Origin of the sequence: Kytococcus sedentarius DSM 20547 (assembly GCF_000023925.1) — a bacterium.
Classification (GTDB): Bacteria; Actinomycetota; Actinomycetes; order Actinomycetales; family Dermatophilaceae; genus Kytococcus; species Kytococcus sedentarius.
Genome location: NC_013169.1, coordinates 419,011 through 445,978, shown reverse-complemented (window position 1 = coordinate 445,978; position 26,968 = coordinate 419,011). Strand labels below are relative to the sequence as shown.

The window sequence follows — 26,968 nt, the reverse complement described above, 5'->3', positions numbered from 1 at the left end:
TCCGGGCATGACAAGGGCCTTCCACGCGACCCCTCACAGATGCGCGGAAGGCCCTTGCGGTTCCCTCACTCCTGCATCAGGTTACGCAGCGCGAGCGGCCCTTCCCATCCCCCTCGGGCAGGGCCACTCGGCTGTCATCGGCCTGTCACTCCACCCGTGGGCGGAGACCGGTCGCAGGACCGGGAGCGGTCAGCGGCGGGCGTCCTCGCTCGTGCCCGAGCCACGCAGCATCCCGCGCAGCGCCTGGCGGCCCGGGATGAGGATGATCAGGCCCAGCACCAGGGACACCCAGCGGGCGATGTCCGGGTCCATGGTGAAGAACTCGATGAGGGCGTAGCGCAGGCCGGTGAAGACGAGCACTGCCAGCACGATGCTGATGATCCAGGACAGGACGGACTGCATGGGAGGTCGCTCTCGTTCGGAGGTGTGGTCGGACCCCGCAGCGGGGGGTCGGTCGCCCACCGTACCCGCAGGTCAGGCGCGGGACGCGCCTCCGCCGCTGGGGCGCTGCCCGCCGGCGGCACCGGCGATGCCGGCCTCGTAGGCGGTGATGACCAGCTGCACCCGGTCGCGGCAGCCCAGCTTGAACAGCAGGCGCCCGATGTGCGTCTTGATGGTGGCCTCGGCCACGAACAGCTCCTTGGCGATCTCGGTGTTGCTCAGGCCCGCGGCCACGGCCTCGAACACCTCGTACTCACGCTCGGTGAGCACCTCACGCAGGTACTCCTGCTGCTCGGCCGGGCTGGCGACGTCCGCGACCTCCGGGGTCAGGGTGGGCACGAAGCGCTCCAGCAGGCGCTTGGTGGTGGACGGCGCGACCACGGCGTCGCCAGAGGCCACGGCGCGGATGGCGGCCAGCAACTCCTCCGGCCCGGCGTCCTTGAGCAGGAAACCCGACGCACCGGCCTCCAGGGCGGCGTAGGCGTACTCGTCCATGTCGAAGGTGGTCAGCACCACCACCTTCGGCTCGGCCCCGCCGGGGTGCTTGTCGCGGCCCAGCAGCACGCGGGTGGCCTCGATGCCGTCCAGCCGCGGCATGCGGATGTCCATGAGCACCACGTCGGCGGCGATGGTCTTGAGCTGGTCCACGGCCGACTGCCCGTCGGGTGCCTCCCCCACCACGCTCATGTCGGGCTGGGCGTCCAGCACCATGCGGAAGCCGGCGCGCACGAGCGACTGGTCGTCGACCAGGAAGATGCGAGAGGTCATGGGATCTCCAACGGTTGGTGGGTGCTTGCGGGCCCGCCCGGTCCGCGCCGCGGGGGCGGGCCGGGGGTCGTGGCCTCAGTCTGCCTGCTACGTCGTCGCCGCGGGTCACCCGCCGCCAGCGGGAAGCGCGCCCGCACCAGGAACCCGCCCCCGCTGCGCATGCCGGTGAGCAGCTCGCCGTCTAGGGCGGCGACGCGCTCGTGCATGCCGAGGATGCCGTGCCCCCCGGCCGCCTGGCGGGAGGTGGGGCCCGCCCCGTCGTCGGCGACGCTGACCGACAGGTACCCGCCCTCCAGCCGCACCCGGATGCGCAGCACGGTGATCGGGCCGGCGTGCTTGATGACGTTGGTCGTCGCCTCCTGCACCACCCGGTAGGCCGCGGCCGACAGGCTGGGGTTCACCTGCACCTGGGGCACCCCGTCCTCGTGGGCCATGCCCATCGCCTCGGCCAGGCCGGGGTCGAGGATCGCCTGCACCGGTAGGTGGGAGTCCTCGAGCCGCGAGAGCAGCGCCGGCAGGTCCCCCAGGCCCTGGCCCGGCGTGTACTCGGCGCCCTTCCCGGGGTCGCGCAGCACGCCCACCAGGCGGCGGGTCTCCCCGAGGGCCTCGCGGGCGGTGGTGGCGATCTGCTCCAGTGCGTCCTGGGCCCCCTTGAGCGCTCCCTCCTGGGCGCGCTGCAGGTCCTCCCCCTCCAGGCCGTGGTCCGCGGCCGTGGTGCCGGCTCGCGCGGCGTAGCGCCCCCCATCGGCCTGGACGATCACCACCGACAGGGAGTGGGCGATGATGTCGTGCATCTCGCGTGCGATGGCGGCGCGCTCCGAGCGGACGGCGATCTGCGCACGCTGCTCGCGGTCCCGGGCGATCGCCGCCTTCTGGGCGCTCTCGCGGGCCAGCACGCCCCGGCGGTGCCGCACGAGGTCGCCCAGCACCCAGGGCACGAGCAGCCCGGTGCTGTAGATGAAGACCATGGCCACCGCGGCCACCGCGGTGGGGGCGAAGTCGACGGCCGCGAGCACCGAGGCCCCGAGCAGCAGTGCCAGCGCCGCCAGGCGGGTGCGCCGGCGCCCGTTGGCCGCGGCCTGGTAGACGGCCAGGGGGATGAGGAAGTTGCCGGCCACCACGATCTCGGTGAACGCCACCTGGGCCACGCCCAGCGCGGTCAGGGCCCCCAGCATCAGCGGGAGGCTGACGGTGCGCAGCACGTACGCCAGCACGTAGGCGCCCGACCACAGCAGCGCCCACCACGGCAGGGTCCACGCGGTGGCCAACGTGAACACCGTGACGATGACGATCGCCATCGCCGCGTCACCCATCACGGGGTGGCGGCGGGCGGCGTCCGTCAGCGTGTAGGCCCACTTGAGGAGCTCCAGGTCCTCGGCGCGAGCACGGGTCGATTCAGGCATCACGACAGAGGGTAGGTTCGCCCGGTCGTCGGGGGTATCCGCCTGCGGTCGGGGGCGGCGTTGCGCTAGCCTCCAAAGCACGAGTCAGCCCGCCTTGCCCACCACCCCAGGGGAACCACGATGGAACAGATCACGCGCCGCACCCTCCTGGTCGGGACGGGGGTCCTGGCCGCCGCCGGGGCCGCCGGCCTGGCCACTCCCGCCCAGGCCTGGGACATCTCCCGCCTGGGGCCCTACCCGCTGCGGCCCGGCCACCGCGGCGGGTACGTGCAGCGCCTGCAGTGGGCCCTGAACAAGGTGGGGAACGTGACCCCGAAGGTCGCGCTCGACGGCGTGTACGGGGCCATCACCACCCGCGCCGTGCGTGCCTTCCAGACCCGGCAGGGCCTGCTGGTCGACGGGATCGCGGGCACCGGCACCAAGCGCCGTCTCGACGCCCTCCTGGACGCCTACTACGACGGCGGCGGGAACAGCGGGACCCGCTACCGCTCCCGCGGGGTCAACCTCCGCTCGGGGCCGGGCATGAGCCACGCCGTGGTCGGCTGGCTGGCGGCCGGTGAGGTCGTCTCCGGCACCCGGTTGAGCAGCGGCTGGGTGAAGGTCGGCTCCCGCGGCTACGCGTGGCACACCTACCTGGTGCCCCTCAGCGGCGGTGGGGACGACCCGACACCGGGGTATCTGACGCCGGTGACCTCGATCCCCTCCCCCGGCAGCGGGCAGCCGATCAAGCTCGGTTGGACGGGGACGCGGGTGAAGCTGGTGCTGCGGCGCCTCGGCATCGACCAGGGGCAGCTCCTGCACCGGATGACCCCGGCCGCGGTCGACGCGGTGAAGCGCTTCCAGCGTGCCCACGGCCTGACGGCGGACGGCGTGGTCGGGCCGCGGACCTGGGCCGCGATGGGCTTCGCCCGCTCCACCTACTACATCGACGGGTGGGTCCAGCAGCCCAAGCTGGGCCTCTCGGCCACGAGGGCGCAGCGGGTGGAGCAGATGATCGCCTTCGCCCGCGCGCAGCAGGGCGCGGACTACACCTGGGGCGGTGCGGGCCCGTACCGCTACGGCTACGACTGCTCCGGCCTCGTGCTGCAGTCGATGTACTCGGCGGGGGTGCACCCGAGCCCGATCACCGTGCGCCTCCACGCCTCCCCCGGGCACCGCACCTCGCGGGCCCTGTACAACCACGACAAGCTGCCGCGTTTCGCGTTCTCGCAGCGGCGCCGGGGCGACCTGATCTGGTACACGAACAGCTCGGGCTGGATCCAGCACGTGGCGATCTACCTCGGCAACGGGTACGTCGTGGACTCGATGTACTCGGTGAAGGTGCGCCGGGACTCCTCCCGCCTGCACGGCTTCCACCGCAAGGGCACCGTCAGCCGGGTGTTCGGCTGAGCCGGCGGTCGCGGGGGGCCGCTCCGCCGCCTCAGCCGTCGGAGAGGAGCTGCGCGCCGGCGAGGTAGCCGGAGACCATGACCCGGGCCATGGTGCCCACCACCTCCGCCGGGGGCAGGAAGCGGGCGTCGTGGAGGCCGACGGTGCCGGCCTCGCCCTCGCGGCGGGTGCCGACGAAGGCCATGAGGCCGGGCATCCGGTCGGTGTAGAACGAGAAGTCGTCGGCGCCCATGGACCGCATCGGCTCCGCGGCCCGGATGCCGGACTCCAGCAGCCAGCGGTCTGTGAAGCCCACCAGGGCTTCGTCGTTGGCCAGCACCGGCATGCCGCGGGTGTGCACCACCTCGCAGGTGACGCCGAAGGCCTCGGCGGTGCGGGTGGCGTGCAGGCGGACTGCGTCCTGCACGCGCTGCCGGTCCTCGGCGTTGACCGTGCGCAGAGTGCCCAGGATCAGCCCGGTCTCCGGCAGCACGTTGTCGGCCGGGGGGCCGGCCGAGAGGTGTCCGACGGTGAGGGTGACCGGGTGCATCGGGTCGACGGTCTTGCGCACCACGTCCTGTAGCCCCAGGGCGGTGGTTGCCGTCGCCGCCATCACGTCGTTGCCGTGGTGGGGGTAGGCGCCGTGCCCGCCGGCCCCCTCGAAGCTGAGGCGGAAGCTGTCGGCGGCGGCGTTGACCACCCCGGCGCCGGTCGCGACGCTTCCCAGCGGCACGTCGGCGTGCACGTGGGCGCCCACCGAGACGCCGACCTGGTGGTCGTCGAGGAGTCCACTGCTCACCACGTCGAAGCCGCCGTGCGGGGCGGACTCCTCGCGCGGCTGGAGCAGGGGCACCAGGCCCACCGGGAGGTCAAGGCCTCGAGCGGCACGCACCACGGCCACCAGGGCTGCCATGTGCACGTCGTGGCCGCAGGCGTGCATGGCACCGTTGGTGGAGGCGAAGGGCGCGCCAGTGGCCTCCTCGATGGGGAGGGCGTCCATCTCCGCGCGGAGCATCACGGCCGGTCCCGTCTGTGGACCGATGCGGCCGATGCGCCCGGTGCCGGCGATGCGCTGCATCGGGATCTCCAGGGCGTCGGCCACGAGGTCGGCCGTGGACTCCTCGTCACCGGAGAGGCGCGGGTCGGCGTGGACCTCCTCGCGCACCGCACGGGCGACGGTGAGCTCGGCGGTCAGGTGGGAGAGCCAGGCCTCGCGCAGTGCGGCGAGGTCCGCGAGGGGGAGGGCAGCCATGGTGCGCAGGATACGTGCGGTGGGCTCACCGCATCGGGGGGCCCGGGGCGCCGGCGGGCGCGACCGGGAACGACGGGTGCCACGAGGGGGCGGGGCGCGCCGGCCTCAGAGGGGCAGGTCGGACAGGCCCACGACGGCGGCGGTGATGATGGCCAGCAGGCTGGAGCCGGGGACGTTCCAGGTGGGCTCGCCGTCGCTGACGGTGCGCAGCCAGCGCACGGCCACCAGGCAGCCGGCGGACAGGGCGAAGCCGATCCCCAGGGCGCTCACCCAGGCGCCGCCGTCGGTGGCGAGGTCCCACAGGCTGCGGTCGTTGGAGAAGCTGCGGACGATCAGCATGACCAGGGCGGCCTCCGCCCAGATGACCAGCAGCGGCCAGGTCCCCAGGGAACCGATGATGAGGGCCCGCTCGGTGCCGTTGTGGCGCACCGCGAACAGGACCGCCTGCACGATGATGGCGAGGATGGCCAGGACGATGATGGCCGAGGCAACGGTGGTCATGGGGCAAGGGTAGGTGGGGCGGCGCGGAAGGGCGGGGCGGGTGGGGCAACATCGCCGCCGAGCTCGCCCCGCGCGAGGCGAGCGTGGAGCTGGACTTCCGCATCGACGAGCGGCTGCGCGACCGGGACATGGGGATCACCGACATGCTGACCGGCGCGGGCATCCGCAAGAAGTACCCCGAGGAGGCCGAGCGCCGCGAGCGGATCGGCACGTTGATCGCCAGGATGGCGTCCCCGCTGCTCTTCCGAGAGCAGCCCTTCGTTGGACGTGCCGGTCAGGCGACGCCACTCCCTCTGTCAGGTCACGCCGCGGGCGAAGGCACGCACCAGCAGGAAGAACGGCCACAGCACCAGCTCCACGGCGATCTCCACCAACCAGAACACGAACACCACCAGGAGCGGGATGAACAGCAGGAACGCAAAGAAGCCCGAGAGGGGGTCGCTGCCCACCGGGGCATGGCCCATGACATCGGCCATGTTCTTCAACCAGCTCCCGGTCACCGGCGTCCACGGCAACCGCCACACCGACGCCGAGCGCGCCATCGTCACACCTCCAGGGCCCGCACCACCGGCACCCCCGGCCGGTAGGGAATGTGCAGCCAGCTCGGGCCGTCCACCCGCGCCAGGTCCGCCCGCGCCCCCACACGCAACACGCCCACGTCATCGCGCCGCAGCGAGCGTGCCCCACCCACCGTGGCCGCCTGCAGTGCCTCCGCGGGCGTCATACCCATCTCCCGCACCGCCATCGCGATCATGAACGGCATCGAGGACGAGTAGCAGGTGCCCGGGTTGCAGTCGCTCGCCAGCGCGACCACGGCCCCCGCGTCGATCAGCCTCCGCGCGTCGGGATAGGGGTGCTTGGTGGAGAACTCCACCCCCGGCAACAGACCCGCCACGGTGCCCTGGCCTCCGTCGGCCCACGAGCCGGCGAGGGCCTCCACGTCGGCCTCCGAGAGGTACGTGCAGTGGTCCACCGCCGCCGCCCCCAGCTCCACCGCCAGCTGCGCGCCGGGCCCCTCGCCCAGCTGGTTGCCGTGCACGCGCAGCGCCAGCCCCGCATCGCGCCCGGCCTCCAGCACGCGCCGCGACTCCTCGCCCGTGAACGCGTACGGGCTGTTCGGCTCGCAGAAGACGTCCACCCACCGCACGTGCGGCGCCACGGCCCGCAGCATCTCGCCACACACCAGCTCCACGTAGTCCCCGCGCGTCCCCGCTGGCCCGTCGCGGTACTCCGGCGGCACCACGTGGGCACCCAGGAAGGTCACCTCATCGGTCACCTCGCGCAGGCGCCGCGCCGCCTCGGCCTCGGTGGCCACGTCGAGCCCGTAGCCGGTCTTGACCTCCACCGTCGTGGTGCCCTGGGCACGCATCTCGGCGATGCGGGTGCGCACCAGCCCCGCGATGTCCACCGGCCGCGCGGCGCGCGTGGCCTCGATGGTGGTGGCGATCCCGCCGCCGTCGTAGGCCTGCCCGGCCATCCGGGCCGCGAACTCCGCCGACCGGTCCCCCGCGAACCACAGGTGGGAGTGTGAGTCCACGAACCCGGGGATGACAGCGCTGCCCTCCACCGAGACCGCCCAGTCGGCCTGCGGCGCGTCCGCCGCGCGCCCGATCCACTGGATGGTGCTCGGCTCGTCCGGCGCTTTGGAGCCCACCACCATCGCGGCGTCTCGGATGAGGCCCAGACCGGCGTGCAGGGCGTCGGCGCCCGTGGCACCGCCGACCGCATCGAGGCTGTCGGGGTGCATGGGGTCGTGGGTGACCAGTTCAGCGATGTCGGTGATCAGCATGGCCATGGATGCGAGTCTCTCAGGTGGCCGGGCGCTCCCCGTCGTCCTCCGGTGGGGTGGCCGGGTGGGCGCCCCGGTGGGCGTCGTCCCCTGCCTCCTCCAGCGCGGCGAGCCGCTGGCGCTCCCGCTGTCCGTGGGTCAGGCTGCGCACGGCGGTCTCGTCGTCGAAGCTGGTGCCCAGGGCGCCGGCCACCACCCCCATCGCGGCGGCGAACCACGCGATCTTCAGGTAATTGGCGAAGTCCGCCGGGTAGCCCAGCACGTCACCCATGAACCCCGGCGCGATGACGATGAGGGATGCGGCCAGGATCACCAGCACCAGCAGGGCGTAGAGGGCGACCACCGCCAGCGTCAGGGTCACCCCGGTGGACAGGTTGTAGAGCAGCACCAGCCCCGGCGGCCGGCCACCGCGCGGGGAGTCCCAAAGCCGGTGGCGCAGCACCAGCCACAGCACCATCATGATGACGGCCACGACCGCGGTCAGGGCCAGCCGGAAGACGCTCAAGGCGTCGGACATCTGCCAGATGGAGCTGTAGAAGACGCCGAAGGCGCCGGTTGCCATGGCGGCGGCGAAGGCCGATGAGAGGCGGGGCACAACCCGCCACGGCTCGTTGGACAGAACCATGCCCATCACCATGCGGGTGGCGCCGGTCCAGCGGTTGAAGGTCAGGGCGTAACTACCGTCGTCCCGTCGGCTCCACCGGGCCCCGCCCAGGTGCGGCGGGTAGCGCACCTCCTCGGACTCCCCACCGGGCACCTGGGCGATGCGCACGGCGCAGGCGGTGAGCACCCGCAGCAGGCGCTGCGTCCCCATCCGCATGCCCAGAGTGGGCAGCGAGAGGACCCCGACGCCGTACCCGGGGAAAGCGCCGGCCACCAGGGGCCGCCCGTCGACGTAGCGCGGCATCTCGGTGAGCAGCAGCAGCACGTCGACGGTGCCGTGGCGGGTCGAGAGCTCCGCGGCCGTCTCCAGGTCCAGAGCGTGGGCCTGGTCGACGCGCAGCAGGTCGGACTGCACCTGCACGCTGACGTCCTGCTTGTAGGTGTCCGCGAGCTCCTGCTCGAGGCGGTCGCGCACGGCGTGGGCGCGGCGGGTGGGCAGGCCGGGGTCGGCGATGAGCAGGACGCTCAGTTCAGGGGGGTCATCGGGGGTCATGGAGCTCCTGTGGGGGGTCTCACCAGGGACGGGGCGGCAGGAGCGCCGATGAGAGGGCGCTCCCGGTGGGGACCTCTCACCCTCGCACCTCACGGCGGTGGACGCACGTGTCGAGCCCGTGAGGGTGACCGACCACACTGTGGACATGACCTTCTCCGTGGTGGCCCGTTCCGGTGAGACCTTCGGTGTGGCGGTGGCCAGCAAGTTCCCCGCCGTGGGCGCGCTGGTGCCCGCCGCCCGCGTGGGCGTGGGTGCCGCCGCCACCCAGGCGATGGCACGCGTCGCCTACCGCGACGAGCTGCTGGATCTGGTGGCCGATGGGGTGACCCCCGCCGAGGCGGTGGCGCGCGCCACCGCGCGTGACACCGCCGCCTCCCACCGGCAGCTGGGCGTGGTCTCCGCGACCGGACAGGCGACCTTCACCGGCGCGGACTGCATCCCGTGGTGCGGTGGGCGGTCCGGGGGCGACGCGGACTCGGGCTACGCCATCCAGGGCAACATCCTGGCCTCCGAGGAGGTGGTGGCCGACATGGAGGCCGCCTGGCACGCGCACGCCGAGCTGCCGCTGCCGCGCCGGCTGGTCCGGGTGCTGCTCGCCGGGGACGCCGCCGGAGGCGACTCCCGCGGGCGGCAGGGGGCGGCGCTGTACGTGGTGCGCGCCGGTGGCGGCTACGACGCCTACGGGGTGGTGGCCGACCTGCGCGTCGACGACCACCCGCAGGCGCCCACCGAGCTGGCCCGCCTGATGGAGGTGGACGAGCTGGTCACCGGGGTGCCCGCTGAGGTGCTTCCCCTGGCGGGGGACGCCGCGGCCGAGGCCCGGGCCCACGAGGTCGCAGCGGGGCTCGGGCGCTGGGGCGTCGCCGTGGACGGTGGCGGGCTCGAGGCCCTCCACGACGCGCTGGAGCGCTGGGCGGCGGTGGAGAACCTGGAGATGCGGATGACGCGCGAGGGCATCGATCCCCGGGTGCTGCAGCACCTGGGGGCCGGGCCGGCGCAGGGCTGAGCCCCCCGCCGGTCACGACGGGGGGGGGGCTCAGCCCTGCGCAGGCGCCGCTCAGGCGGGCACGACGGGGCGGATGTTCTCGCTCCAGACCCGCGAGGCCACGGTCTCCGGGGTCACCTCGCGCAACACGGCCTCGGCCAGCACGCCCAGCGCGCGGGACTGGATGGTCCGCATCACGTAGCCGTCGATGGTGGCCTGGTCGAGCCCCGCGTAGAAGTCCGGGTCACGCCACTCCAGTGCGTCGCACAGCACGGCGCCGGAGTTGGCGATGTAGTCGGGCAGGTAGTGGATGCCACGCTCCTCCACGATGCGCTGCGCCTCCGGGGTGCGGAAGGGCGAGTTCGCCGAGGCCACGATCCACCGGGCCTGCAGGCTCTGCGCCAGCTCCTCGGTGAGCACGCCGGACAGCGAGCACAGCACCACGATGTCGTGTCCCCCGCCGAAGAGCTGTCCCTCGGTGACGTAGGTGGCCCCGACGTTCTCCACCGCCTCACGGCGCACGTCGAAGCCGGAGACCTCGAAGCCGGCGTTGCGGGCCAGCCGGGCCACCTGCCCGCCCACCTTGCCCAGCCCGTGGACCGCCACGCTGGGACGCTCCCCCGGCTGGACGGTGGTCATCATCGCGGCGAACACACCGCTGCCGGTGGAGGTGGAGGTGTCCACGGCCGGGTTGCCCAGGGAGTCCAGAACGCAGTTGTAGCGGGCGGCCACCTCGCGCATGTCGGCGCTGGTCGTGTTCAGGTCGCACCCGGTGTAGAGCGCGCCGTCGTGGCGGCGCAGCACGTCCGCGATGGCGTCGTGCACGACGCTGCGGTCGGCCAGGTCCACCGGGCCGTCGATGACGAGCTTCGTGCCGCAGAAGCCCGTGTCGTACAGGGCGTGCTTGCGGGTCATGCACTGCGCGAGCACCAGTGCCTCGGCCTCCGCCTGCTCGGTGGATCCGTACTGCAGCCACCGCGTCCCCCCGTTGCCGGGAAGCTCACGGCTGGCACGGGTCTCGTGCGCCACCGTCAGCGTGTGCTGGTCGGTGAACCGGTAGGTGGAGACGGTGTACTCCCCGAACTCCTGGGTGCTCACAAGATGATTCATTCCCACGCCCTCCGTTGACTGGAAGATTTCCCGAAGATCGTGTGACTGGCAGCACATCTTCCTGTTTCACCACACAGTGACACGGCCGGGGGTGGGTGTCAATGGATCTCGGCAAAGACGTCCTCCAGCGCCCCCAGCGCCGTCTGCACGCTCGCCCGTCGCCCCTGCGCCTCGGTGGTCAGGGCCACGATGGAGCGGCTCCCCGACTGCGGCGCCGGCCGCACGTCCAGCTCCCGCGGGTGCACCCGCAGCATCAGCGGGTTGACCAGGGCCCGCCCCACCCCGGCCTCCACCAGGGCCACCATCAGCGCGGTGTCGGTGACAACGTGCGCCACGTCCTGGTCCTCCCCCGCCCTGCCCAGTGCGGCCTTCACCGCGAGCCCGAAGGACTCGCTGGTCGGGGGTGCGATCCAGGTGCTCGCCCCGCCGGGCTCGGCAGAGCGCGCCTCCACGAACGGCTCGGCGTGGAGCTCCACCGCCACCACGCCCGGCGGCAACTGCACCGGCACCAGCTCGTAGTGCACGGACAGGGCGATGTCCACCACGCCGGAGCGCACCGCATCGACCCCGTGCTCCACGTCCACCTCCTCGAAGACGAGGTCCACCGGCGGCTGGGCCGCGGCCGCCCGGCGCAGTGCGGGCCGACAGGCCACCGACCCCGCGGTCTCGAAGATGCCCACGCGCACCGTCGCCCGGCCGGAGTGCAGCTCGGCCAGGGCCCGTCGGGCGGCCGCGTCCTCCTGCAGCAGGCGGCGGGCGTAGGGCAGGAAGCCGCGCCCCGCATCGGAGAGCACCACCCCCCGACCATCGCGGATGAACAGCTCGGCCCCCACCGTCCGGGCGAGCGCCGCCATCTGCTGGGAGACGGCACCCGGGGTGTACCCCCGCTCCACCGATGCGGCGTGCATGCTCCCCGCATCGGCCACCGCACAGAAGGTCTCCAGCTGCGTCAGGGTCCAGGACATCGGCGCTCCTTCGGGTGGACTCACGGATTCATCAGCCTTGCTCAACGGTCACGTGCAGGTGTTGTCGCTTGTGCTGATGATATGGCGCACATCACGGTGGCACCTACGACACCGGCCATCCGCCCGTCGGGGCGGACCCACCAACCCACCGGCCACCCCACCACCCAGGAGACACCACCGTGTCCGTGGCACAGCACGAGCTCCGAGCAGCCTTCGCCGCCCACATGTCCCGCATGTACGGACAGGAGGTGCCGGCCTACACCACGCTCGTCGAGGTCTCCGAGTCCGTGAACCGCGACCACCTGGAGCAGCTGGGCGACGCCGCCGAGCGTCTGGGCTCCATCGAGCGCGTCACCGCCGAGCGCCACGGTGCCATCCGCGTGGGCACCCCCGAGGAGCTCGGTCACGTGGCCCGCGTCTTCGCCGCGTTCGGCATGGAGCCGGTGGGCTTCTACGACCTGCGGGACTCGGCCTCCGCCGTCCCGGTGGTCTCCACCGCCTTCCGCCCGATCGACCGGGACGAGCTGGCGCGCAACCCCTTCCGCGTCTTCACCTCGATGCTGGTGGCCGAGGACCCGCGCTTCTTCGACGCCGACCTGCGCCGGGATCTCGCCGACTTCCTGGCCGCCCGCCGCCTGTTCGACGACGAGCTGCTCGAGCTGGCCGACCGCGCGGCACGCGACAAGGGCCTGCCGAAGGCCGAGGCCGATGAGCTGGTGGCGCGGGCCACCGCCGTCTTCGAACTCTCCGCCGAGCCGGTCGACGAGGCCTGGTACCGCCGGCTGGAGGAGGTCTCCTCCGTGGCCGCCGACATCGGGGGCGTGCCCACCACACACATCAACCACCTCACGCCGCGCGTGCTCGACATCGAGGAGCTCTACCGCCGCATGGAGGCCCGCGGCATCGAGATGATCGACGAGATCCAAGGCCCACCGTCCTGGGAGGGCCCGGACGTCCTGCTGCGCCAGACCTCCTTCCGCGCCCTGGACGAGCAGCGCACCTTCCGCAAGCCCGACGGCACCCTCGGCGAGGGCACGCTGCGGGTGCGCTTCGGCGAGGTGGAGCAGCGCGGCATCGCCCTGACCGAGAAGGGCCGCGAGATCTACGACGCCATGCTCGCCGAGGTGGACGAGATCCTCCAGCGCGATGGGGGCGACCGCCCCACCGTGGCCCGCACCGTCTGGGCCGAGCACCTGCCCGTCGACGAGTTGGGCCTGGCCGAGCGCGAGCTCGCCTACTTCACCTACGAGCTGGCGGCGGGCGTCTCCGAGCTCCCGACCGGCCAGCGCGCCTGCGAGCTCGTCGCCTCCGGGCACCTGGTGGCCACCCCGGTGGTCTACGAGGACTTCCTGCCCCGGTCCGCCGCCGGCATCTTCCAGTCCAACCTGACCTCGGCCGGCAGCAAGGACGAGGCGCAGTCCGGCGTGGACTTCGACATGTCCCGCTTGGCGGAGATCTGCGGCGTGCGGATCCACGACCCGTACGCCCTGTACGCCGCCGAGCAGCAGGACTCGCTGGACGCCGTCGAGCGTGCCACCGGCGTGGCCGTGCGCCCCTGAACCAGACCACCCGACCGACCCAGACCCAGACCCAGACCCAGACCACCTTGAACCCGATGTCCCAGGAGGGAACCGGAATGACCCACCCGATCCACGACCAGGTCCGCAGCGCGCTCGAGGCGTGCGGCGTCACCGTGCCCGAGGGCGCCGACCTGCACGCCCGCACCCCCATCACCGGCGAGCAGCTCATGGGCCTGCGCGCCACCACCGACGCGGAGTACGAGACCGCCCTGACCACCGCCGGCGAGGCCTTCACCGCCTGGCGCGACACCCCCGCCCCGGTGCGCGGCAACCTCGTGAAGCGATGGGGTGAGCTCCTCACCGAGTACAAGGACGACCTGGCCGCGCTGGTCACCGCCGAGGCCGGCAAGATCCCGTCCGAGGCCGCCGGTGAGGTGCAGGAGATGATCGACATCTGCGACCTCGCAGTGGGCCTGTCCCGCCAGCTGTTCGGCCGCACCATGCCCTCCGAGCGCCCCGGCCACCGCATGATGGAGACCTGGCACCCGCTGGGCCCCTGCGGCATCATCACCGCCTTCAACTTCCCGGTGGCCCCCTACGCGTGGAACACCGCCGTCGCCCTGGTCTGCGGCAACACCATCGTGTGGAAGCCCTCCGAGGCCACCATGCTCTCCGCGCTGGCCACCGACGCCCTGCTGGGCCGCGCCGCGAAGGACGTCGGCGCCCCCGAGGGCCTGCACCACGTGGTGATCGGCGACCGCACGCTGGGCGAGAAGATGTCCGACGACGAGCGCCTGCCGCTCATCTCGGCCACCGGCTCCACCCGCATGGGCTCCGAGGTCGGCCCGCGCGTGGCGGCCCGCTTCGGCCGCACCGTGCTGGAGCTCGGCGGCAACAATGCCGCCATCGTCGCCCCCTCGGCGGACCTCGACCTCGCGCTGCGGGGCGTGGCCTTCGCCGCGGTCGGCACCGCCGGCCAGCGCTGCACCACCATGCGCCGCCTCATCATCCACGAGGACATCGCCGAGGAGTTCACCGAGCGCCTCGTGCAGGCCTACGGCACGCTGACGATCGGCGACCCGAGCACCGGCGAGAGCCTGGTGGGCCCGCTGGTGCACGGCGGCGCGTACGAGGGCATGACCGCCGCCCTCGCGGCCGCCACGGCCGATGGCGGTGAGCTGCTCTGCGGCGGCGAGCGCGTGCACGCCGAGGAGTACCCCGAGGCGTACTACGTGCAGCCGGCCATCGTGCGGATGCCGGGGCAGACCGAGATCGTCCGCACCGAGACCTTCGCGCCGATCCTCTACGTGATGACCTACCGCGAGCTCGACGAGGCCATCGCGATGCACAACGACGTGCCGCAGGGCCTGTCCTCGGCCATCTTCACCACCGACGTCCGCGAGGCTGAGCGCTTCGTCTCCGACGCGGGCTCCGACTGCGGCATCGCCAACGTGAACATCGGCACCTCCGGCGCCGAGATCGGTGGCGCGTTCGGTGGCGAGAAGCACACCGGCGGCGGCCGCGAGTCCGGCTCCGACGCGTGGCGCGCCTACATGCGCCGCGCCACCAACACCGTCAACTACTCGAACGAGCTCCCCCTGGCCCAGGGCGTCGAGTTCCTCTGAGCCGACCGTAGAGACCGAGGAGATCCGCGTGTTCGAGCTCATGGACGAGTGGGGACCGGAGAAGGTCGTCACCGTCAACCACCAGCGCAGCGGCATGCAGGGCGTGCTCGTCATCGACAACACCTCGCGCGGCCCGGGCAAGGGCGGCACCCGCATGCGGGCCGACCTCACCGTGGCCGAGGTGGCCTCCCTGGCCCGGGTGATGACTTGGAAGTGGGCAGCCGTCGACCTGTACCAGGGCGGCGCGAAGGCCGGCATCCGGTTCGACCCGACCTCCCCCCGCAAGGAGGAGGCGCTGCGGGCCTTCGCACGCATGCTGCGCAATGAGGTGCCGAGCGAGTACGTGTTCGGGCTGGACATGGGGTTGAACGAGGCCGACGCGGCCATCCTCTGCGACGAGCTCGGCGACCGGGGTGCCGCCACCGGCACCCCGGCCGCCCTCGGCGGCGTGGCCTACGACGCCCTGGGCATCACCGGCCACGGGGTCGCCGAGGCCGTCGACGCCTCCGTGGCCCACTGCGGCATCGACGACGACCGCGTGGTCGTGCAGGGTTTCGGGGCAGTCGGCCACGCCACGGTGCGCCGGCTGTCGGAGCTGGGCTACCGCATCGTGGCCGTGTCCACCGCCGTGGGCGCCGTGCACGACCCCGACGGCCTGGACGTCACCGAGCTGCTGCTCCTGCGCGAGGCGCACGGCGACGCGCTGGTGGACCACGCGTCCGGCCAGCGGCTCGCCGCCGGACGGGAGCTCACCCTCGATGCCGGGATCCTCGTCCCGGCCGCCCAGCAGGGCGTGCTCGACGCCACCAACGCCGGCGACGTGCGGGCCCGCCTCGTGGTGGAGGGGGCCAACCTGCCCACCGACGCCGCGGCGCAGGAGCTCCTCGCCGCCCGGGGCGTGACGCTGGTGCCCGACTTCATCGCGAACGCCGGCGGCATCATCGCCGCCGCGTTCGGCATGCGGGACCGCTACTCCCCCTTCGGCGTCGCGACCGACCAGATCGTCCCCACCGTCACCGAGCGGATGCGGGCCAACACCCTCACCGTCCTCGAGGCGGCCACCACCACCGACACCACCCCCCACGCCGCCGCGGGCCAGCTGGCCCGCGACCGGGTCCGCCAGGCCATGGAGCTGCGCGGCCAGGTGCCCCCCACCCGTCAGGAGATCCGATAATGCTCACCCAGGCCGAGAAGTCCGGCATCGACGGCGCGATCGAGTCGTGGTTCGGCCCGGTCGTGGAATGGCTCTCCGGCATCGTCTTCGCCACCTTCCCACTGGGCAGCGCGGAGATGCCCTTCCTCATCGTGTGGCTGCTACTCGGCGGGTTCGTGCTGAGCGCCCTCATCGGGCCCCAGATCGTCTACGGCATGCGGCAGGTGCCCGGCATCGTGAAGGGCCGGTTCAACCGGCGCACCGACCCCGGTGAGATCACCAGCTACCAGGCGCTGGCCACCGAGCTCTCGGGCACGGTGGGGCTGGGCAACGTCGCCGGTGTGGCCGTGGCCATCACCGTCGGTGGCCCCGGCGCCACGCTGTGGATCATCCTCGCCGGCTTCCTCGGCATGTCCATCAAGGCCGCCGAGGCCACGCTGGGTGCCAAGTACCGCCGCATCAACGACGACGGCACCGTCTCCGGCGGGCCGATGTACTACCTCCAGCACGGCCTGGCCGAGCGCGGCATGCGCCCGCTGGGCGTCTTCCTGGCCGGCTTCTACGCCTTCGCCATGATGATCGGCGCGCTGGGGGCCGGCAACATCTTCCAGGCCAACCAGGTGGCCGTGCAGCTGACGAACCTGACCGGCGGCGAGGAGAGCATCCTGGCCGGCCGCGGGTGGATGATCGGCCTGGCCCTGGCGGTCCTGGCGGCCGTGGTCATCTTCGGCGGCATCCGCTCCATCGCCCGCTGGACCTCCCGCCTCACGCCGATCATGGCCATCCTGTACGTGCTGTGCGTGCTGGTGATCCTCGGCGCCAACGTCGGCTCCCTGCCCTCGGCCGTCGGGGCGATCTTCGACGGTGCCTTCACCGGTGAGGGCGTGCAGGGCGGCGTGGTGGGAGTCGCCATCATCGGGGTGCAGCGCGCGCTGTTCTCCAACGCCGCCGGTGTTGGCTCGGCCGCCATCGCGCACTCGCCCGTGCGCACCCGCCGCCCCGCGCAGGAGGGCCTGGTCGCCTCGCTCGAGCCGTTCATCGACTCGGTGGTCATCTGCACGATGACGGCGCTGGCCATCGTCGTGACCGGTCTGCACACCTCCTCCAGCGCCGATGGGGTGGCCCTCACCTCCGAGGCCTTCGGCACCGTGCACGCCCTGTTCCCCTGGCTGCTGACGGCGATCGTGCTGCTGCTGGCCTTCTCCACCCTGCTGAGCTACTCGTACTACGGCAAGAAGTCCGCCGGGTACCTTTTCGGCAACAGCCGGGCCGTGGAGCTGAGCTACGACGCGCTGTGGATCGTGATGATCGTGGTCGGTGCCGCCGTCTCGCTGGACACGGTCGTCGGCTTCTCCGACGCCATGTTCTTCCTGGTGACGTTGCCCAACTTCATCGGCCTGTACCTGCTCTCCGGCGTGCTGCGCCGCGAACTCAGCAAGCACACCCGGGACTACGCCAACGGGGACGTCCCCGAGGTGCCCGAGGCCGAGCGCAGCCAGCCCAACCAGGGCAGCACGGTCGTCCCCGGCCGGGCAACCGCCACCAACACCCCGGCGCGCTGACGCCCGCTGACCCCGTGCCCGGTGCTCCCGCGCCGGCACCCCTTTCTTCCCCGTCCAAGGAGTGACCATGTCGGACCAGAACTTCCCCACCCGCGCCCGGGTCGTCGTCATCGGCGGCGGCGTCATGGGCCTGAGCACCGCCTACCACCTGGCCAAGCAGGGTGTGCAGGACGTCGTGCTCGTGGAGCGCGGCGAGCTCGGCGCCGGCTCCACCTGCAAGGCCGCCGGCGGCGTGCGCGCCCAGTTCTCCGATGCGGTGAACATCGAGCTGGGCATGCGCAGCCTGGAGGTCTTCCGGAACTTCCCGGAGCTGTTCGACCAGGACATCGACCTGGACGAGTGCGGCTACCTGTTTCTGCTGGAGCGCGAGGAGGACCTGCGCACTTTCGAGCGCAACGTCGAGCTGCAGCGCTCGATGGGGTTGGAGAGCCGCATCACCAGCGTCGAGGAGGCCAAGGAGCTCTCCCCGTTGATCTCCACCGAGGGCCTCATCGCCGGTGTGTGGTCGCCGGAGGCCGGGCACTGCACGCCGGAGTCCGTGGTGCAGGGGTACGCGCGGGCCGCCCGCGCGCTGGGCGTGCGCATCATCCGCCACTGCGAGGTGACCGACGTGGTGCGCGAGGGCGACACCATCACCTCCGTGGAGACCGCCCAGGGGTCGATCGCCACCGACACCGTGGTCTGCTGCGCCGGCGCCTGGTCGCGGGCGCTGGGCGACATGGTGGGCGTGGACCTGCCGGTGGACCCGGTGCGCCGCGAGCTGCTGGTGACCGAGCCGATGCCGGACCTGCCCGCGAACGTGCCCTTCACCATCGACTTCTCCACCACCATGTACTTCCACCGCGAGGGGCCCGGCCTGCTGGTGGGCATGTCGAACCAGGACGAGGAGCCCGGCTTCTCGCTGGAGCACACCGACGAGTGGCTCGAGCAGGTGGTCGAGGCCGCCGGGCGCCGGGTGCCGGTGCTCGAGGAGGTGGGCATGGCCTCGCGCTGGGCCGGGCTGTACGAGGTGACGCCGGACCACAACGCGCTGATCGGTGAGGCCGAGGGCGTCTCACGGTTCCTGTACGCCACCGGGTTCTCGGGGCACGGGTTCCTGCAGGGGCCCGCCGTGGGCCAGGTGATGGCGGAGCTCTACCTCGGCCAGACGCCCTCGGTGGACGTGACCGCCCTGCACGGGCGGCGCTTCGAGGGCGCCGGCCTGCGACCGGAGTTCAACATCGTCTGAGGCCGGCCCGAGAACCGCGCTCAGAGGGTGACGGTGGTGCCGACCCCTGCGGCGCGGGCGCGGTCCAGGACCTCCTCGGCGATGGTGGCGTCCTGCACCGCGATGCCCACCGAGTTGTAGAACACCACGTCCTCGTCGCTCGCCCGCCCCGGGTGCGCCCCGGTCGCGATGCTGCCCAGCGGCACCAGCGCGGACTCGGCCAGCACCCCCGCGGCCACCGCATCGATGATGCAGCCCGCCTGCGCCGATGCGGTGGCCACCTCGTCGACCACCAGCAGCTCGGCCCGCCCCAGCAGGTCGGCACCCACCTCGCTGCGGTCGGGCGCGAACGACCCGACGCTGATGACCAGCGCGCCCGGGCGCACGTTCCCCGCATCGAGTAGGGGGGTGTGACTGGTGGTGCACAGCGCGATGACATCGCTCTCACCCGCCACGGCAGGCAGGTCGGTGCCCGGGACGATGGGCACCCCGAGCTCGTCCGCCAGCTCGGCCGCGAGCTCCTCGGCGGCCTCGGCGCGACGCCCGATGAGGTGGATCCGCTCGAGCTCCCGCACCCGGCTCAGCGCACGCAGGTGGGCCCGCGCCTGCACGCCGGTGCCCACGATGGTGAGCACAGCCGCATCGGCCCGCGCCAGCAGGTCCATGGCCACGGCGCTGCCGGCGGCGGTGCGCGGGGTGGTCAGGGCAGGGCCGTCCAGCAGCGCGACGGGCTGCCCGGTGTCGGGGTCCACCACCAGCACCACGCCCTGCACCGGGTCGAGGCCGTTGGCGGGGTTCTGCGGCTGGAAACCGATCACCTTCACCACGCCCGGCGCCTCGGTGGTGCTGCGTGCGGTGTAGGTGAGCAGGCTGGCGCCCTCGCGGCCGGGCACGGACACCTTCGGCGCCAGCTCGGCGCGCCCGGAGCCCAGCCCCTCGAAGGCGCGCACCTGCGAGGCGAAGACGGCATCGAGGTCCAGCAGGCCCTCGATCTCGGCGGCGGTCAGCACGAGCAGTTCGGTGGTCATGCGTCCTCCTGGTCGGGGGTGGTCGTCCGGTCGGTCGGGTCGATGCGGGAGGCCAGCAGCTCGGCCAGGTGCTGGCCCTGTGCCCCGCCCAGGTCCGAGGCCTGCAGGCGGCACGAGAACCCGTCGGTGAGCACCACGTCGTGCTCGCCGCGCCGCAGGGCCGGCAGCAGGTGCTGCTCGGCGACGGCCACGGACACCTCATAGTGGCCCTGCTCCACCCCGAAGTTCCCCGCGAGACCGCAGCAGCCGGCGAGCGCCTCCACCTTCGCCCCGGCCCGCTCGAGCAGGCGCTGGTCGGCGCCCCAGCCCATCACCGCGTGGTGGTGGCAGTGCGGCTGCGCCAGCACCCGTAGGCCGTCGAGGCCCGGCGGGGTCCAGTCGGTGCGGGCCAGCAGCTCGGCCAGGGTGAGCGTGTGCTCGGCCACCAGCTCGGCCTCCGGGGTGCCCAACAGCTCGGGGGCGTCCTTGCGCAGCACGCCGGTGCAGGACGGCTCGATGCCGATGATCGGCACCCCGGCCCGCGCGAACGGCAGCAGTTGCTCGACGGTCGTGGCCACCATGCGGCGGGCGGCGTCGAGCTGCCCGGTGGTGATCCACGTCAGCCCGCAGCAGGATTGCCGCGGCACCAGCTCCACGCCGTACCCCGCCGCCTCCAGCACGGTCACCGTGGCCCGCGCCGCCTCGGGCGTGAACGCGTTGCTGAAGGTGTCGACGAAGAGCACCACCCGGCCCGATGCGGGAGCGCCGCCGCCGCTGCCGGCGCGCCCTCGGCCGGGGGTCGCCCCCGGCGACGCGTCACCGCGGGGCACGCTCTCCGCATCGCGGGGCACGCTCCCCACCTCGCGCCGGAAGGTCCGCGGGGCGAAGGTCGGCAGCCCGCGGCGGGGGTCGATGCCGGCCACGCGCACCAGCGCAGGGACCACCCGGGCGAGCCGCATCATCCGGTTGGCCAGACCCGGCACGCGCGAGGCGAGCGCCACCCAACGCGGCAACCAGCCCAGCGAGTAGTGGGTGATCGGGCGCAGCCGCCCGCGGTAGGTCTGGTGCAGCACCTCGGACTTGTAGGTGGCCATGTCCACCCCGGTCGGGCAGTCCGAGGCGCACCCCTTGCACGAGAGGCACAGGTCCAGGCTCTCGTGCACCTCCGGGGAGTCGAAGTCCAGCGGGCTGTTGCCATTGACCACCTCCTGGAGCAGGCGCGCCCGGCCGCGGGTGGAGTGCGTCTCCTCGCGGGTGGCCAGGTAGGAGGGGCACATGACCGTGGGGGTCTTGTCGAGCACCCCGTCGGCCACGCACTTGCCCACCCCGGTGCAGCGGTGCACGGCGCGGCTGAAGCGGCCGTCGTCCTCGGGGTACATGAACGCCGGCAGGGGGAGGTCGTGGCGCACCCCGGTGATGCGGAGGTTCGCGTCCAACGGCTCGGGGTCCACCAGCACGCCGGGGTTGAGCAGGCCGGTGGGGTCGAAGGTGTGTTTCACGGCCCGGAACAGGCGCAGCGCCGCCGGGGAGTACATGTACGGCAGCAGCTCGCTGCGGGCGCGACCGTCACCGTGCTCGCCGGACATGGAGCCGCCGAACTCGGCCACCAGGCGGGCGGCGTCCTCCAGGAAGGCCCGGCTGCGTGCCACGCCGTCGGCGGCCTCGAGCGGCAGGTCCAGGCGCACGTGCATGCAGCCCTCGCCGAAGTGGCCGTACGGCGCGGCGGTCAGGCCGTGGTGGTCCAGCAGCGCGTCGAAGCGGCGCAGGTAGCCACCGAGCTGGTCCGGGGGCACCGCGGCGTCCTCCCACCCGGCGTGGGCGGGCTCGTTGGCGGCCGAGCGGCCGGCCAGTCCGGCGCCGTCGGACCGGATGCGCCACAAGGCGGTGGCCTCGGCGGGGTCGGGCACGGCGCGGGCGTCCAGGGCCTGCAGGTCCGATGGGGCGGCGCGCACCAGCCGCTCGGCGGCGGCCTGGACCTCGGCGGTGGTCTCGCCGGACAGCTCCACGAACAGCCAGGCGGCGCCGCGCGGCAGGGGAGGGACGGCATCGGGGCCGCGGCGGTCGCGCAGCACATCCACCAGCCGGGCGTCCAGCCCCTCGCAGGCGGTGGGGGCGTGCTCCAGGAGGGCGGGCACGGCATCGGCGGCGTCGTACTGGGTGGCGAAGCCGAGGACCACCAGGCGGGCGTGGGCGGGCTTGCCCACCAGGCGGACGGTGGCCTGCGTGAGGACGGCGAGGGTTCCCTCGGAGCCCACGAGGAGGCGGGCGAGGTCGGTGCCGTCGTCGGTGCCGTTCTCCGGCAGCAGGTGTTCCAGCGCGTACCCGGAAGCTTGGCGTCCGAAGCGGGCGAATTCGGTGCGGAGGGTGGCGAGGTCCCTGGCGGCGAGGCGGCGCAGGCGGTCGCGGAGCTCCTCGGTGGGGGCGTGGCCGGCCCTTGGGCCCGTGCGCAGCTCGGTGCCGTCGGCCAGGTATCCGGCCACCGCCAGGGTGTTGTCGGAGGTGCGGCCGTACGCGAGGCTCTTGGTGCCGCACGCGTTGTTGCCGATCATGCCGCCGATGGTGCAGCGGGTGGAGGTGGAGGGGTCGGGGCCGAAGAGCAGGCCGTGGGGGCGGGCGGCGTCCTGCAGGCGCGCCTGGACCACGCCGGGCTGGACGGTGGCGGTGCGGGCCTCCGGGTCGACGGCCAGGACCTGGTTCATGTGGCGCGAGAAGTCGAGCACGATGCCGGGGCCGATGGCGTTGCCGGCAATGGAGGTGCCCGCCCCCCGGGAGGTGACCGGCACGCCCTCGGCGCGGGCGACCTGTAGCGCCCGGGCGACCTCCTCGGCATCGTGGGGCATGACCACCACGCGCGGCGGCACCCGGTAGAGCGAGGCGTCACTGGAGTGGGTGCCCAGCGTGCCCGGGTCGTCGCGGACGTCGGTGAGGCCGGCGGCGCGGAGATGCTGGCTCAGGCGGTCGACTGCCCCGGTGCTGCGCGCCGCCACGTGCCCTCCCCTGCCGATGATGTGATCCGGGCTACACCGTGCACTGAATGACGCTGCCGTTCAAGCGACTCGCCGCCCCTACCCAAGATTCTGACCGGGGCGCCAGCTGAGGCGCGGCTGCTCGTCACCACCAACGGCGGCCAAGGACGCCTTGAGCACCCACCACGGCTCCGCGAACGGCCCCCGCGATCTGACGAGGTCCACCAGACCGGTCCTGCCCTACACTATCCCTACCGGCACTTTCGCGGGGCATCGCCTTCGGGCCGAGAATGAGGGGGACCACATGTCCACGTTCTTGCTTTTCAAGAAGTTTTTTCTGTGGGGCGCCCCAGCCCTGGCGGTGGCTGCAGCCCCCACCGCCTCCACCCTCCCAGCAGGCGGGGTTGCCGATTCCCCCGCAACGGTGACCACCGTCACCCCGCACTCGACCGATGAGGCCGGCCCTCTCGAGGCACAGCACCGCCTCGCCACCTTCAAGACCTGGATCATTGAGCATCCTGAGTTCGCCGCTGCGGGGTACATGGAACAGATCAACTGGGCGAATGAGTCGCGGGTCACGGCCCTGTGGGATGCCGACCGCTGGGCTGACAGTACAACCGTGCGCGAAGAGCTGACCCAAGAAGCACTTCGCCACTCAATCGAGTTGGACTTTCAGCAACGCACTCATGGCCTCAACGACCTTCGAGAGATCTCCGGCGAGATCCTTGACCAGACCGAGTCTCTCTCGCTCATCGGGTTCGACCTGGAGGCCGTCAGCACCCTGCGCGTGGACAACGGCCCGGTCGAGCTGATCGGGTCATTTGTCGAGCCTGCGCCCGCCGCGCAGCGCGGCGACCTGGCATCTCTCGCTGGGGCGAACGGCGCTCAGTCCGTCGAGGACGTCGAGCGCATCGTGAGGGAGGCGGTAGGAGTCGAGGTCAAGGTCGTTGAAGGGGGGGCTACGCCGGCGAGGTCACGTGCTGCCGACACCATCGGTCGGAGTTTCAATGCAACCCTGGTGACCTCGTGAAGACAATGAGCCGATCCACTCTCCCCAGCGTACTGATGGCGGTGCTCATCGGGGGCGGCCTACTTGCCGGCTGCGGCGACGAGGGGACGGGAAACAACAAGAGCCCATCCAACTCGGCAGAAGTCTCTTCCCCTAGCGGCCAGCCGCCTTCTTCTACCAGCAGCCAGCAATCCTCGACGTCGACCGAGCATGCGTGCTGGCCCGCCACCGAGGGGCAGGATCTCTGCGGAACCCTGACCAGCATCGAGGGCAAGACGGGCGACGGAAAGACCGTCGACCTCAAGGACGCCCTGGAGGTCAGCGTCACGCCGGGCCTCGTAGAAGACGGGTACTCGATGGTCGCCAGCGCTGATGGTTGTCAGCTGTGGACGACGCCCCTGACGGGCGATGTGGAAAAGTGGGTTCCTCACCCCGATCGACGAACGGATTCAGCGATGGGCTGCGACACCCCACCGAACCAGCCCGACTGGATGATACGAGTGCTGGATGAACCCTTCCGCGTAAAGGTCACCGACGCCGGGGTGATCTTCCAGGGCAAGAAGGACCGGATCACTTTCGCCACGCCCGCGAAAAAGTGAGTACAACGACAGGATTCACTTCTGATGAGGACCCGCACCGAGCCGCACTTCTTCCTGCAGGACAAGTACATGGGCAACGGGCTGGTGTACCGCAACGGCCACCTGGAGACCACCGACCGGCGGACCCTCAAAGGGGACCTGACCAACGCCAACGGGCTGCACGAACTCGGCATCCCGCTGGACATCATCGGCACCGTCGTCCACAACTCCTTCAAGGACACCATCGAGGCCTTGGGAGCAACCGGCGTCCGCTTCCACGAGCTTCCCCCGCCCTCGGAGAAGATGCAGGCCCTCAAACCCGGAGCATGGTGGGCACTGGAGATCACCGGAACCTCACCGACCTACTCCGACACCTTCCATGACGAACACGTGAGAACCGTGAAACTCCCCGCCGTGTGGACACTCGAGTCCTACTGCACCGACCCCGCCCCCGACGGCTGGGACGGCAGCGACTTCTACCACCCTGGCGACACGGGGTACAAGTACGTTACCCAACGCGTCGCCCACGCCCTTACCGCAGCCGGGATCGACGTCCTTCTCGAGGAGGTCGGACGCCACCCCCACCCCGTCTGGGACACCGAGGAATGCGACAACCAGGCCGAAGCATGGCGCCACCGCATGGGAGTCGACTTCGCAGACTGGCCCGACCCCGGCTGCTGCCCCGACCTCCTGCGCCCAACGACCACCTGATCGAGCCACCCAGCAGACGGAAACACCCGAGATGCGCACCGGTGCGCATCTCGGGTGTTCCATGGACGGGCCCCTCAGCCCTCGGCCACCTCGTCGGTGTAACTGGCGGCCTTGCGGCGGGCGGCGTCCATCATCGGCACGCGCACACCCCGCTCGTCGGCCACCTCGATGGCCCGGTCGTACCCGGCGTCCACGTGGCGCAGCACGCCCAGGCCCGGGTCGTTGGTGAGCAGCCGCTCCAGCTTCTGCTCCGCCAGGTCGGTGCCGTCGGCCAGCCCGACCTGCCCGGCGTGGATCGACCGCCCGATGCCCACACCACCACCGTGGTGGATCGAGGTCCACGACGCCCCGGAGCTCGCCGAGGTCAACGCATTCAACAGCGGCCAGTCGGCCACGGCATCGGTGCCGTCCTTCATCGCCTCGGTCTCCCGGTAGGGGCTGGCGACCGAGCCGGAGTCCAGGTGGTCCCGGCCGATGACGATGGGCGCCGACACCTTGCCCTCGCGCACGAGCTGGTTGAACAGCATCCCGGCCTTGTGGCGCTCGCCGTAGCCCAGCCAGCAGATGCGTGCGGGCAGGCCCTCGAACTCGACGAACTCGTCTGCCGCGTCCAGCCAGCGGTGCAGGTGCTCGTTCTCGGGGAACAGCTCCTTCAGCGCGGCGTCGGTGACCTTGATGTCCTCCGGGTCGCCGGACAGCGCCACCCAGCGGAACGGGCCGAGCCCCTCACAGAACAGCGGGCGGATGTAGGCCGGCACGAAACCGGGGAACTCGAAGGCGCGCTCGTACCCGCCCTTGCGGGCCTCATCACGGATGGAGTTGCCGTAGTCGAAGACCTCGGCCCCGGCGTCCTGGAACTCCACCATCGCCTTGACGTGGGCCGCCATCGACTCCTGGGCGCGGCGGGTGAACTCGACCGGGTCACGCTCGGCCTCGGCCTGCCAATCGGCCACGTCCACGCCCACCGGCAGGTAGCTCAGCGGGTCGTGGGCGCTGGTCTGGTCGGTCACCACATCGACCTGCAGGTCGCCAGCCTTGTGCCGCTCGAGCAGGGCGGGGAAGACCTCGGCCGCATTGCCCACGATGCCGACGCTCAGGCCCCGCCGCTCCTCCTTGGCCTGGTTGGCCCGCGCGATGGCGTCGTCCAGGTCCTCGGCGATCTCGTGCAGGTAGCGCTTGCCCACCCGGCGCTCCAGGCGGGTGCGGTCGACGTCCACGACGAGGCACACCCCATCGTTCAGGGTGACGGCCAGCGGCTGCGCGCCGCCCATGCCGCCACAGCCACCGGTGAGGGTGATGGTGCCCGCGAGAGTGCCGCCGAAGCGCTTGGCGCCGACCGCGGCGAAGGTCTCGTAGGTGCCCTGCAGGATGCCCTGGGTGGCGATGTAGATCCACGAGCCGGCCGTCATCTGGCCGTACATCATGAGCCCCTCGGCCTCGAGCTCGCGGAAGTGCTCCCAGGTGGCCCAGTCGCCCACCAGGTTGGAGTTGGCGATGAGGACGCGCGGGGCCCACTCGTGGGTGCGCAGGATGCCGACGGGCTTGCCGGACTGCACCAGCAGCGTCTCGTCGTCCTCCAGCTCCTTGAGGCTGGCCACGATGGCGTCGAACGCCTCCCAGGAGCGCGCCGCCCGGCCAGTGCCGCCGTAGACCACCAGGTCGTCGGGGCGCTCGGCCACCTCGGGGTCGAGGTTGTTCATGAGCATGCGCAAGGGGGCCTCGGTCTGCCAGCTCTTGCAGGACAGCTCGGTGCCGCGGGGTGCGCGGACGGGGCGGGCGCCTTCCATGGGGTCCTCCTGGGTCGGGTGCTTCGGGGTCCGCGGGCCGGCCGCGGGGTGCGATGTCGCCATTGGACCAGCGGATGCGGGGCGTCGTCACCGGCGCGCACGACC

Annotated in this window: 23 protein-coding genes; 10 read left to right on the top strand and 13 right to left on the bottom strand. The window is 72.2% G+C overall.

Annotated features, from left to right (window positions below):
• Window positions 1-189: 189 nt before the first annotated feature.
• The 3 genes from KSED_RS02185 to KSED_RS13380 all read right to left on the bottom strand — a co-directional run bounded on the left by KSED_RS02185 (window position 190) and on the right by KSED_RS13380 (window position 2,612).
• Window positions 190-402, bottom strand: coding sequence for a hypothetical protein (locus tag KSED_RS02185; RefSeq protein WP_012801942.1), 213 nt, complete (start codon window positions 400-402; stop codon window positions 190-192).
• A gap of 72 nt (window positions 403-474) precedes the next feature.
• Window positions 475-1,209: a response regulator transcription factor gene (locus tag KSED_RS02180; RefSeq protein ID WP_012801941.1), complete on the bottom strand. Its 735-nt coding sequence runs from the start codon at window positions 1,207-1,209 to the stop codon at window positions 475-477.
• The gene (locus KSED_RS13380; RefSeq protein ID WP_143827326.1) at window positions 1,206-2,612 is read right to left on the bottom strand and encodes a sensor histidine kinase; all 1,407 of its coding nucleotides are present in this window, start codon (window positions 2,610-2,612) and stop codon (window positions 1,206-1,208) included. Before KSED_RS13380 ends, KSED_RS02180 begins: the two co-directional genes overlap by 4 nt.
• A 120-nt stretch (window positions 2,613-2,732) precedes the next feature.
• On the opposite strand from KSED_RS13380, the gene KSED_RS13375 reads away from it, so the two are divergent.
• The gene (locus KSED_RS13375; protein ID WP_012801939.1) at window positions 2,733-4,001 is read left to right on the top strand and encodes a peptidoglycan-binding protein; all 1,269 of its coding nucleotides are present in this window, start codon (window positions 2,733-2,735) and stop codon (window positions 3,999-4,001) included.
• A gap of 31 nt (window positions 4,002-4,032) precedes the next feature.
• Here the strand turns inward: KSED_RS13375 and KSED_RS02165 are convergent, their stop codons facing one another.
• The 5 genes from KSED_RS02165 to KSED_RS02145 form a co-directional block, all read right to left on the bottom strand.
• Window positions 4,033-5,232, bottom strand: a complete 1,200-nt coding sequence (locus KSED_RS02165) for a M20 metallopeptidase family protein (protein WP_012801938.1) — start codon at window positions 5,230-5,232, stop codon at window positions 4,033-4,035.
• A gap of 105 nt (window positions 5,233-5,337) precedes the next feature.
• A complete protein-coding gene (locus KSED_RS02160) occupies window positions 5,338-5,733 on the bottom strand; it encodes a hypothetical protein (protein ID WP_012801937.1) in 396 nt (131 codons plus the stop codon).
• A 296-nt stretch (window positions 5,734-6,029) separates the two neighbouring features.
• On the bottom strand, window positions 6,030-6,275 hold the full coding sequence (locus KSED_RS14820) for a hypothetical protein (protein WP_012801936.1): 246 nt from the start codon (window positions 6,273-6,275) through the stop codon (window positions 6,030-6,032).
• 2 nt (window positions 6,276-6,277) lie between these two features.
• Complete coding sequence (hutI, locus tag KSED_RS02150) at window positions 6,278-7,528, bottom strand: imidazolonepropionase (protein WP_012801935.1); 1,251 nt, start codon at window positions 7,526-7,528, stop codon at window positions 6,278-6,280.
• 13 nt (window positions 7,529-7,541) lie between these two features.
• Window positions 7,542-8,678 (bottom strand): hypothetical protein, encoded by a 1,137-nt coding sequence (locus KSED_RS02145; protein ID WP_012801934.1) that lies wholly within the window; start codon window positions 8,676-8,678, stop codon window positions 7,542-7,544.
• A gap of 145 nt (window positions 8,679-8,823) precedes the next feature.
• On the opposite strand from KSED_RS02145, the gene KSED_RS02140 reads away from it, so the two are divergent.
• Complete coding sequence (locus KSED_RS02140) at window positions 8,824-9,684, top strand: DUF1028 domain-containing protein (protein WP_041291108.1); 861 nt, start codon at window positions 8,824-8,826, stop codon at window positions 9,682-9,684.
• Window positions 9,685-9,735: 51 nt separating this feature from the next.
• Here the strand turns inward: KSED_RS02140 and KSED_RS02135 are convergent, their stop codons facing one another.
• The gene (locus KSED_RS02135; RefSeq protein WP_012801932.1) at window positions 9,736-10,761 is read right to left on the bottom strand and encodes a Rossmann-fold NAD(P)-binding domain-containing protein; all 1,026 of its coding nucleotides are present in this window, start codon (window positions 10,759-10,761) and stop codon (window positions 9,736-9,738) included.
• Window positions 10,762-10,871: 110 nt separating this feature from the next.
• Window positions 10,872-11,738 carry a LysR family transcriptional regulator gene (locus KSED_RS02130; RefSeq protein WP_012801931.1) on the bottom strand — a complete coding sequence of 289 codons (867 nt, stop codon included), beginning with the start codon at window positions 11,736-11,738 and terminating at the stop codon, window positions 10,872-10,874.
• 179 nt (window positions 11,739-11,917) lie between these two features.
• Between KSED_RS02130 and hglS the strand changes: the two genes are divergently transcribed.
• The 5 genes from hglS to KSED_RS02105 all read left to right on the top strand — a co-directional run bounded on the left by hglS (window position 11,918) and on the right by KSED_RS02105 (window position 18,826).
• Window positions 11,918-13,297: a 2-oxoadipate dioxygenase/decarboxylase gene (hglS, locus tag KSED_RS02125; protein ID WP_012801930.1), complete on the top strand. Its 1,380-nt coding sequence runs from the start codon at window positions 11,918-11,920 to the stop codon at window positions 13,295-13,297.
• Window positions 13,298-13,374: 77 nt separating this feature from the next.
• Complete coding sequence (amaB, locus tag KSED_RS02120; RefSeq protein WP_012801929.1) at window positions 13,375-14,883, top strand: L-piperidine-6-carboxylate dehydrogenase; 1,509 nt, start codon at window positions 13,375-13,377, stop codon at window positions 14,881-14,883.
• 28 nt (window positions 14,884-14,911) lie between these two features.
• The gene (locus tag KSED_RS02115) at window positions 14,912-16,057 is read left to right on the top strand and encodes a Glu/Leu/Phe/Val family dehydrogenase (protein ID WP_012801928.1); all 1,146 of its coding nucleotides are present in this window, start codon (window positions 14,912-14,914) and stop codon (window positions 16,055-16,057) included.
• Window positions 16,057-17,598 (top strand): alanine/glycine:cation symporter family protein, encoded by a 1,542-nt coding sequence (locus KSED_RS02110; RefSeq protein ID WP_012801927.1) that lies wholly within the window; start codon window positions 16,057-16,059, stop codon window positions 17,596-17,598. The genes KSED_RS02115 and KSED_RS02110 overlap by 1 nt, the downstream gene beginning before the upstream one ends.
• Before the next feature lie 67 nt (window positions 17,599-17,665).
• Window positions 17,666-18,826: an NAD(P)/FAD-dependent oxidoreductase gene (locus tag KSED_RS02105; RefSeq protein ID WP_012801926.1), complete on the top strand. Its 1,161-nt coding sequence runs from the start codon at window positions 17,666-17,668 to the stop codon at window positions 18,824-18,826.
• Window positions 18,827-18,846: 20 nt separating this feature from the next.
• On the opposite strand, the gene KSED_RS02100 is transcribed toward KSED_RS02105, so the two are convergent.
• Both KSED_RS02100 and KSED_RS02095 read right to left on the bottom strand, forming a co-directional pair.
• Window positions 18,847-19,833, bottom strand: a complete 987-nt coding sequence (locus KSED_RS02100) for an ornithine cyclodeaminase family protein (protein ID WP_012801925.1) — start codon at window positions 19,831-19,833, stop codon at window positions 18,847-18,849.
• Window positions 19,830-22,799 (bottom strand): FAD-binding and (Fe-S)-binding domain-containing protein, encoded by a 2,970-nt coding sequence (locus tag KSED_RS02095; RefSeq protein WP_012801924.1) that lies wholly within the window; start codon window positions 22,797-22,799, stop codon window positions 19,830-19,832. Before KSED_RS02095 ends, KSED_RS02100 begins: the two co-directional genes overlap by 4 nt.
• A gap of 283 nt (window positions 22,800-23,082) precedes the next feature.
• Here KSED_RS02095 and KSED_RS02090 point away from each other — a divergent pair, with 283 nt between their 5' ends.
• From KSED_RS02090 to KSED_RS02080, 3 genes are read left to right on the top strand one after another with little or no spacing between them, the layout of a single operon-like run.
• Window positions 23,083-23,808 (top strand): hypothetical protein, encoded by a 726-nt coding sequence (locus tag KSED_RS02090; protein ID WP_012801923.1) that lies wholly within the window; start codon window positions 23,083-23,085, stop codon window positions 23,806-23,808.
• A 35-nt stretch (window positions 23,809-23,843) separates the two neighbouring features.
• Window positions 23,844-24,386: a hypothetical protein gene (locus KSED_RS02085; RefSeq protein WP_115306680.1), complete on the top strand. Its 543-nt coding sequence runs from the start codon at window positions 23,844-23,846 to the stop codon at window positions 24,384-24,386.
• Window positions 24,387-24,410: 24 nt separating this feature from the next.
• Entirely contained in the window at window positions 24,411-25,076 is a 666-nt protein-coding gene (locus KSED_RS02080) for a hypothetical protein (protein WP_012801921.1), read from the top strand.
• A 74-nt stretch (window positions 25,077-25,150) separates the two neighbouring features.
• Here the strand turns inward: KSED_RS02080 and hutU are convergent, their stop codons facing one another.
• Complete coding sequence (gene hutU, locus KSED_RS02075; RefSeq protein WP_012801920.1) at window positions 25,151-26,863, bottom strand: urocanate hydratase; 1,713 nt, start codon at window positions 26,861-26,863, stop codon at window positions 25,151-25,153.
• Window positions 26,864-26,968 lie beyond the last annotated feature (105 nt).

Excerpts from the sequence above, each read along its gene's own strand:
- KSED_RS02185 (WP_012801942.1), bottom strand. The coding sequence starts at position 402 with ATGCAGTCCGTCCTGTCCTGGATCATCAGCATCGTGCTGGCAGTGCTC.
- KSED_RS02180 (WP_012801941.1), bottom strand. The coding sequence starts at position 1,209 with ATGACCTCTCGCATCTTCCTGGTCGACGACCAGTCGCTCGTGCGCGCC.
- KSED_RS13380 (WP_143827326.1), bottom strand. The coding sequence starts at position 2,612 with ATGCCTGAATCGACCCGTGCTCGCGCCGAGGACCTGGAGCTCCTCAAG.
- KSED_RS13375 (WP_012801939.1), top strand. The coding sequence starts at position 2,733 with ATGGAACAGATCACGCGCCGCACCCTCCTGGTCGGGACGGGGGTCCTG.
- KSED_RS02165 (WP_012801938.1), bottom strand. The coding sequence starts at position 5,232 with ATGGCTGCCCTCCCCCTCGCGGACCTCGCCGCACTGCGCGAGGCCTGG.
- KSED_RS02160 (WP_012801937.1), bottom strand. The coding sequence starts at position 5,733 with ATGACCACCGTTGCCTCGGCCATCATCGTCCTGGCCATCCTCGCCATC.
- KSED_RS14820 (WP_012801936.1), bottom strand. The coding sequence starts at position 6,275 with ATGGCGCGCTCGGCGTCGGTGTGGCGGTTGCCGTGGACGCCGGTGACC.
- hutI (WP_012801935.1), bottom strand. The coding sequence starts at position 7,528 with ATGGCCATGCTGATCACCGACATCGCTGAACTGGTCACCCACGACCCC.
- KSED_RS02145 (WP_012801934.1), bottom strand. The coding sequence starts at position 8,678 with ATGACCCCCGATGACCCCCCTGAACTGAGCGTCCTGCTCATCGCCGAC.
- KSED_RS02140 (WP_041291108.1), top strand. The coding sequence starts at position 8,824 with ATGACCTTCTCCGTGGTGGCCCGTTCCGGTGAGACCTTCGGTGTGGCG.
- KSED_RS02130 (WP_012801931.1), bottom strand. The coding sequence starts at position 11,738 with ATGTCCTGGACCCTGACGCAGCTGGAGACCTTCTGTGCGGTGGCCGAT.
- amaB (WP_012801929.1), top strand. The coding sequence starts at position 13,375 with ATGACCCACCCGATCCACGACCAGGTCCGCAGCGCGCTCGAGGCGTGC.
- KSED_RS02110 (WP_012801927.1), top strand. The coding sequence starts at position 16,057 with ATGCTCACCCAGGCCGAGAAGTCCGGCATCGACGGCGCGATCGAGTCG.
- KSED_RS02105 (WP_012801926.1), top strand. The coding sequence starts at position 17,666 with ATGTCGGACCAGAACTTCCCCACCCGCGCCCGGGTCGTCGTCATCGGC.
- KSED_RS02100 (WP_012801925.1), bottom strand. The coding sequence starts at position 19,833 with ATGACCACCGAACTGCTCGTGCTGACCGCCGCCGAGATCGAGGGCCTG.
- KSED_RS02090 (WP_012801923.1), top strand. The coding sequence starts at position 23,083 with ATGTCCACGTTCTTGCTTTTCAAGAAGTTTTTTCTGTGGGGCGCCCCA.
- KSED_RS02085 (WP_115306680.1), top strand. The coding sequence starts at position 23,844 with ATGGCGGTGCTCATCGGGGGCGGCCTACTTGCCGGCTGCGGCGACGAG.
- KSED_RS02080 (WP_012801921.1), top strand. The coding sequence starts at position 24,411 with ATGAGGACCCGCACCGAGCCGCACTTCTTCCTGCAGGACAAGTACATG.
- hutU (WP_012801920.1), bottom strand. The coding sequence starts at position 26,863 with ATGGAAGGCGCCCGCCCCGTCCGCGCACCCCGCGGCACCGAGCTGTCC.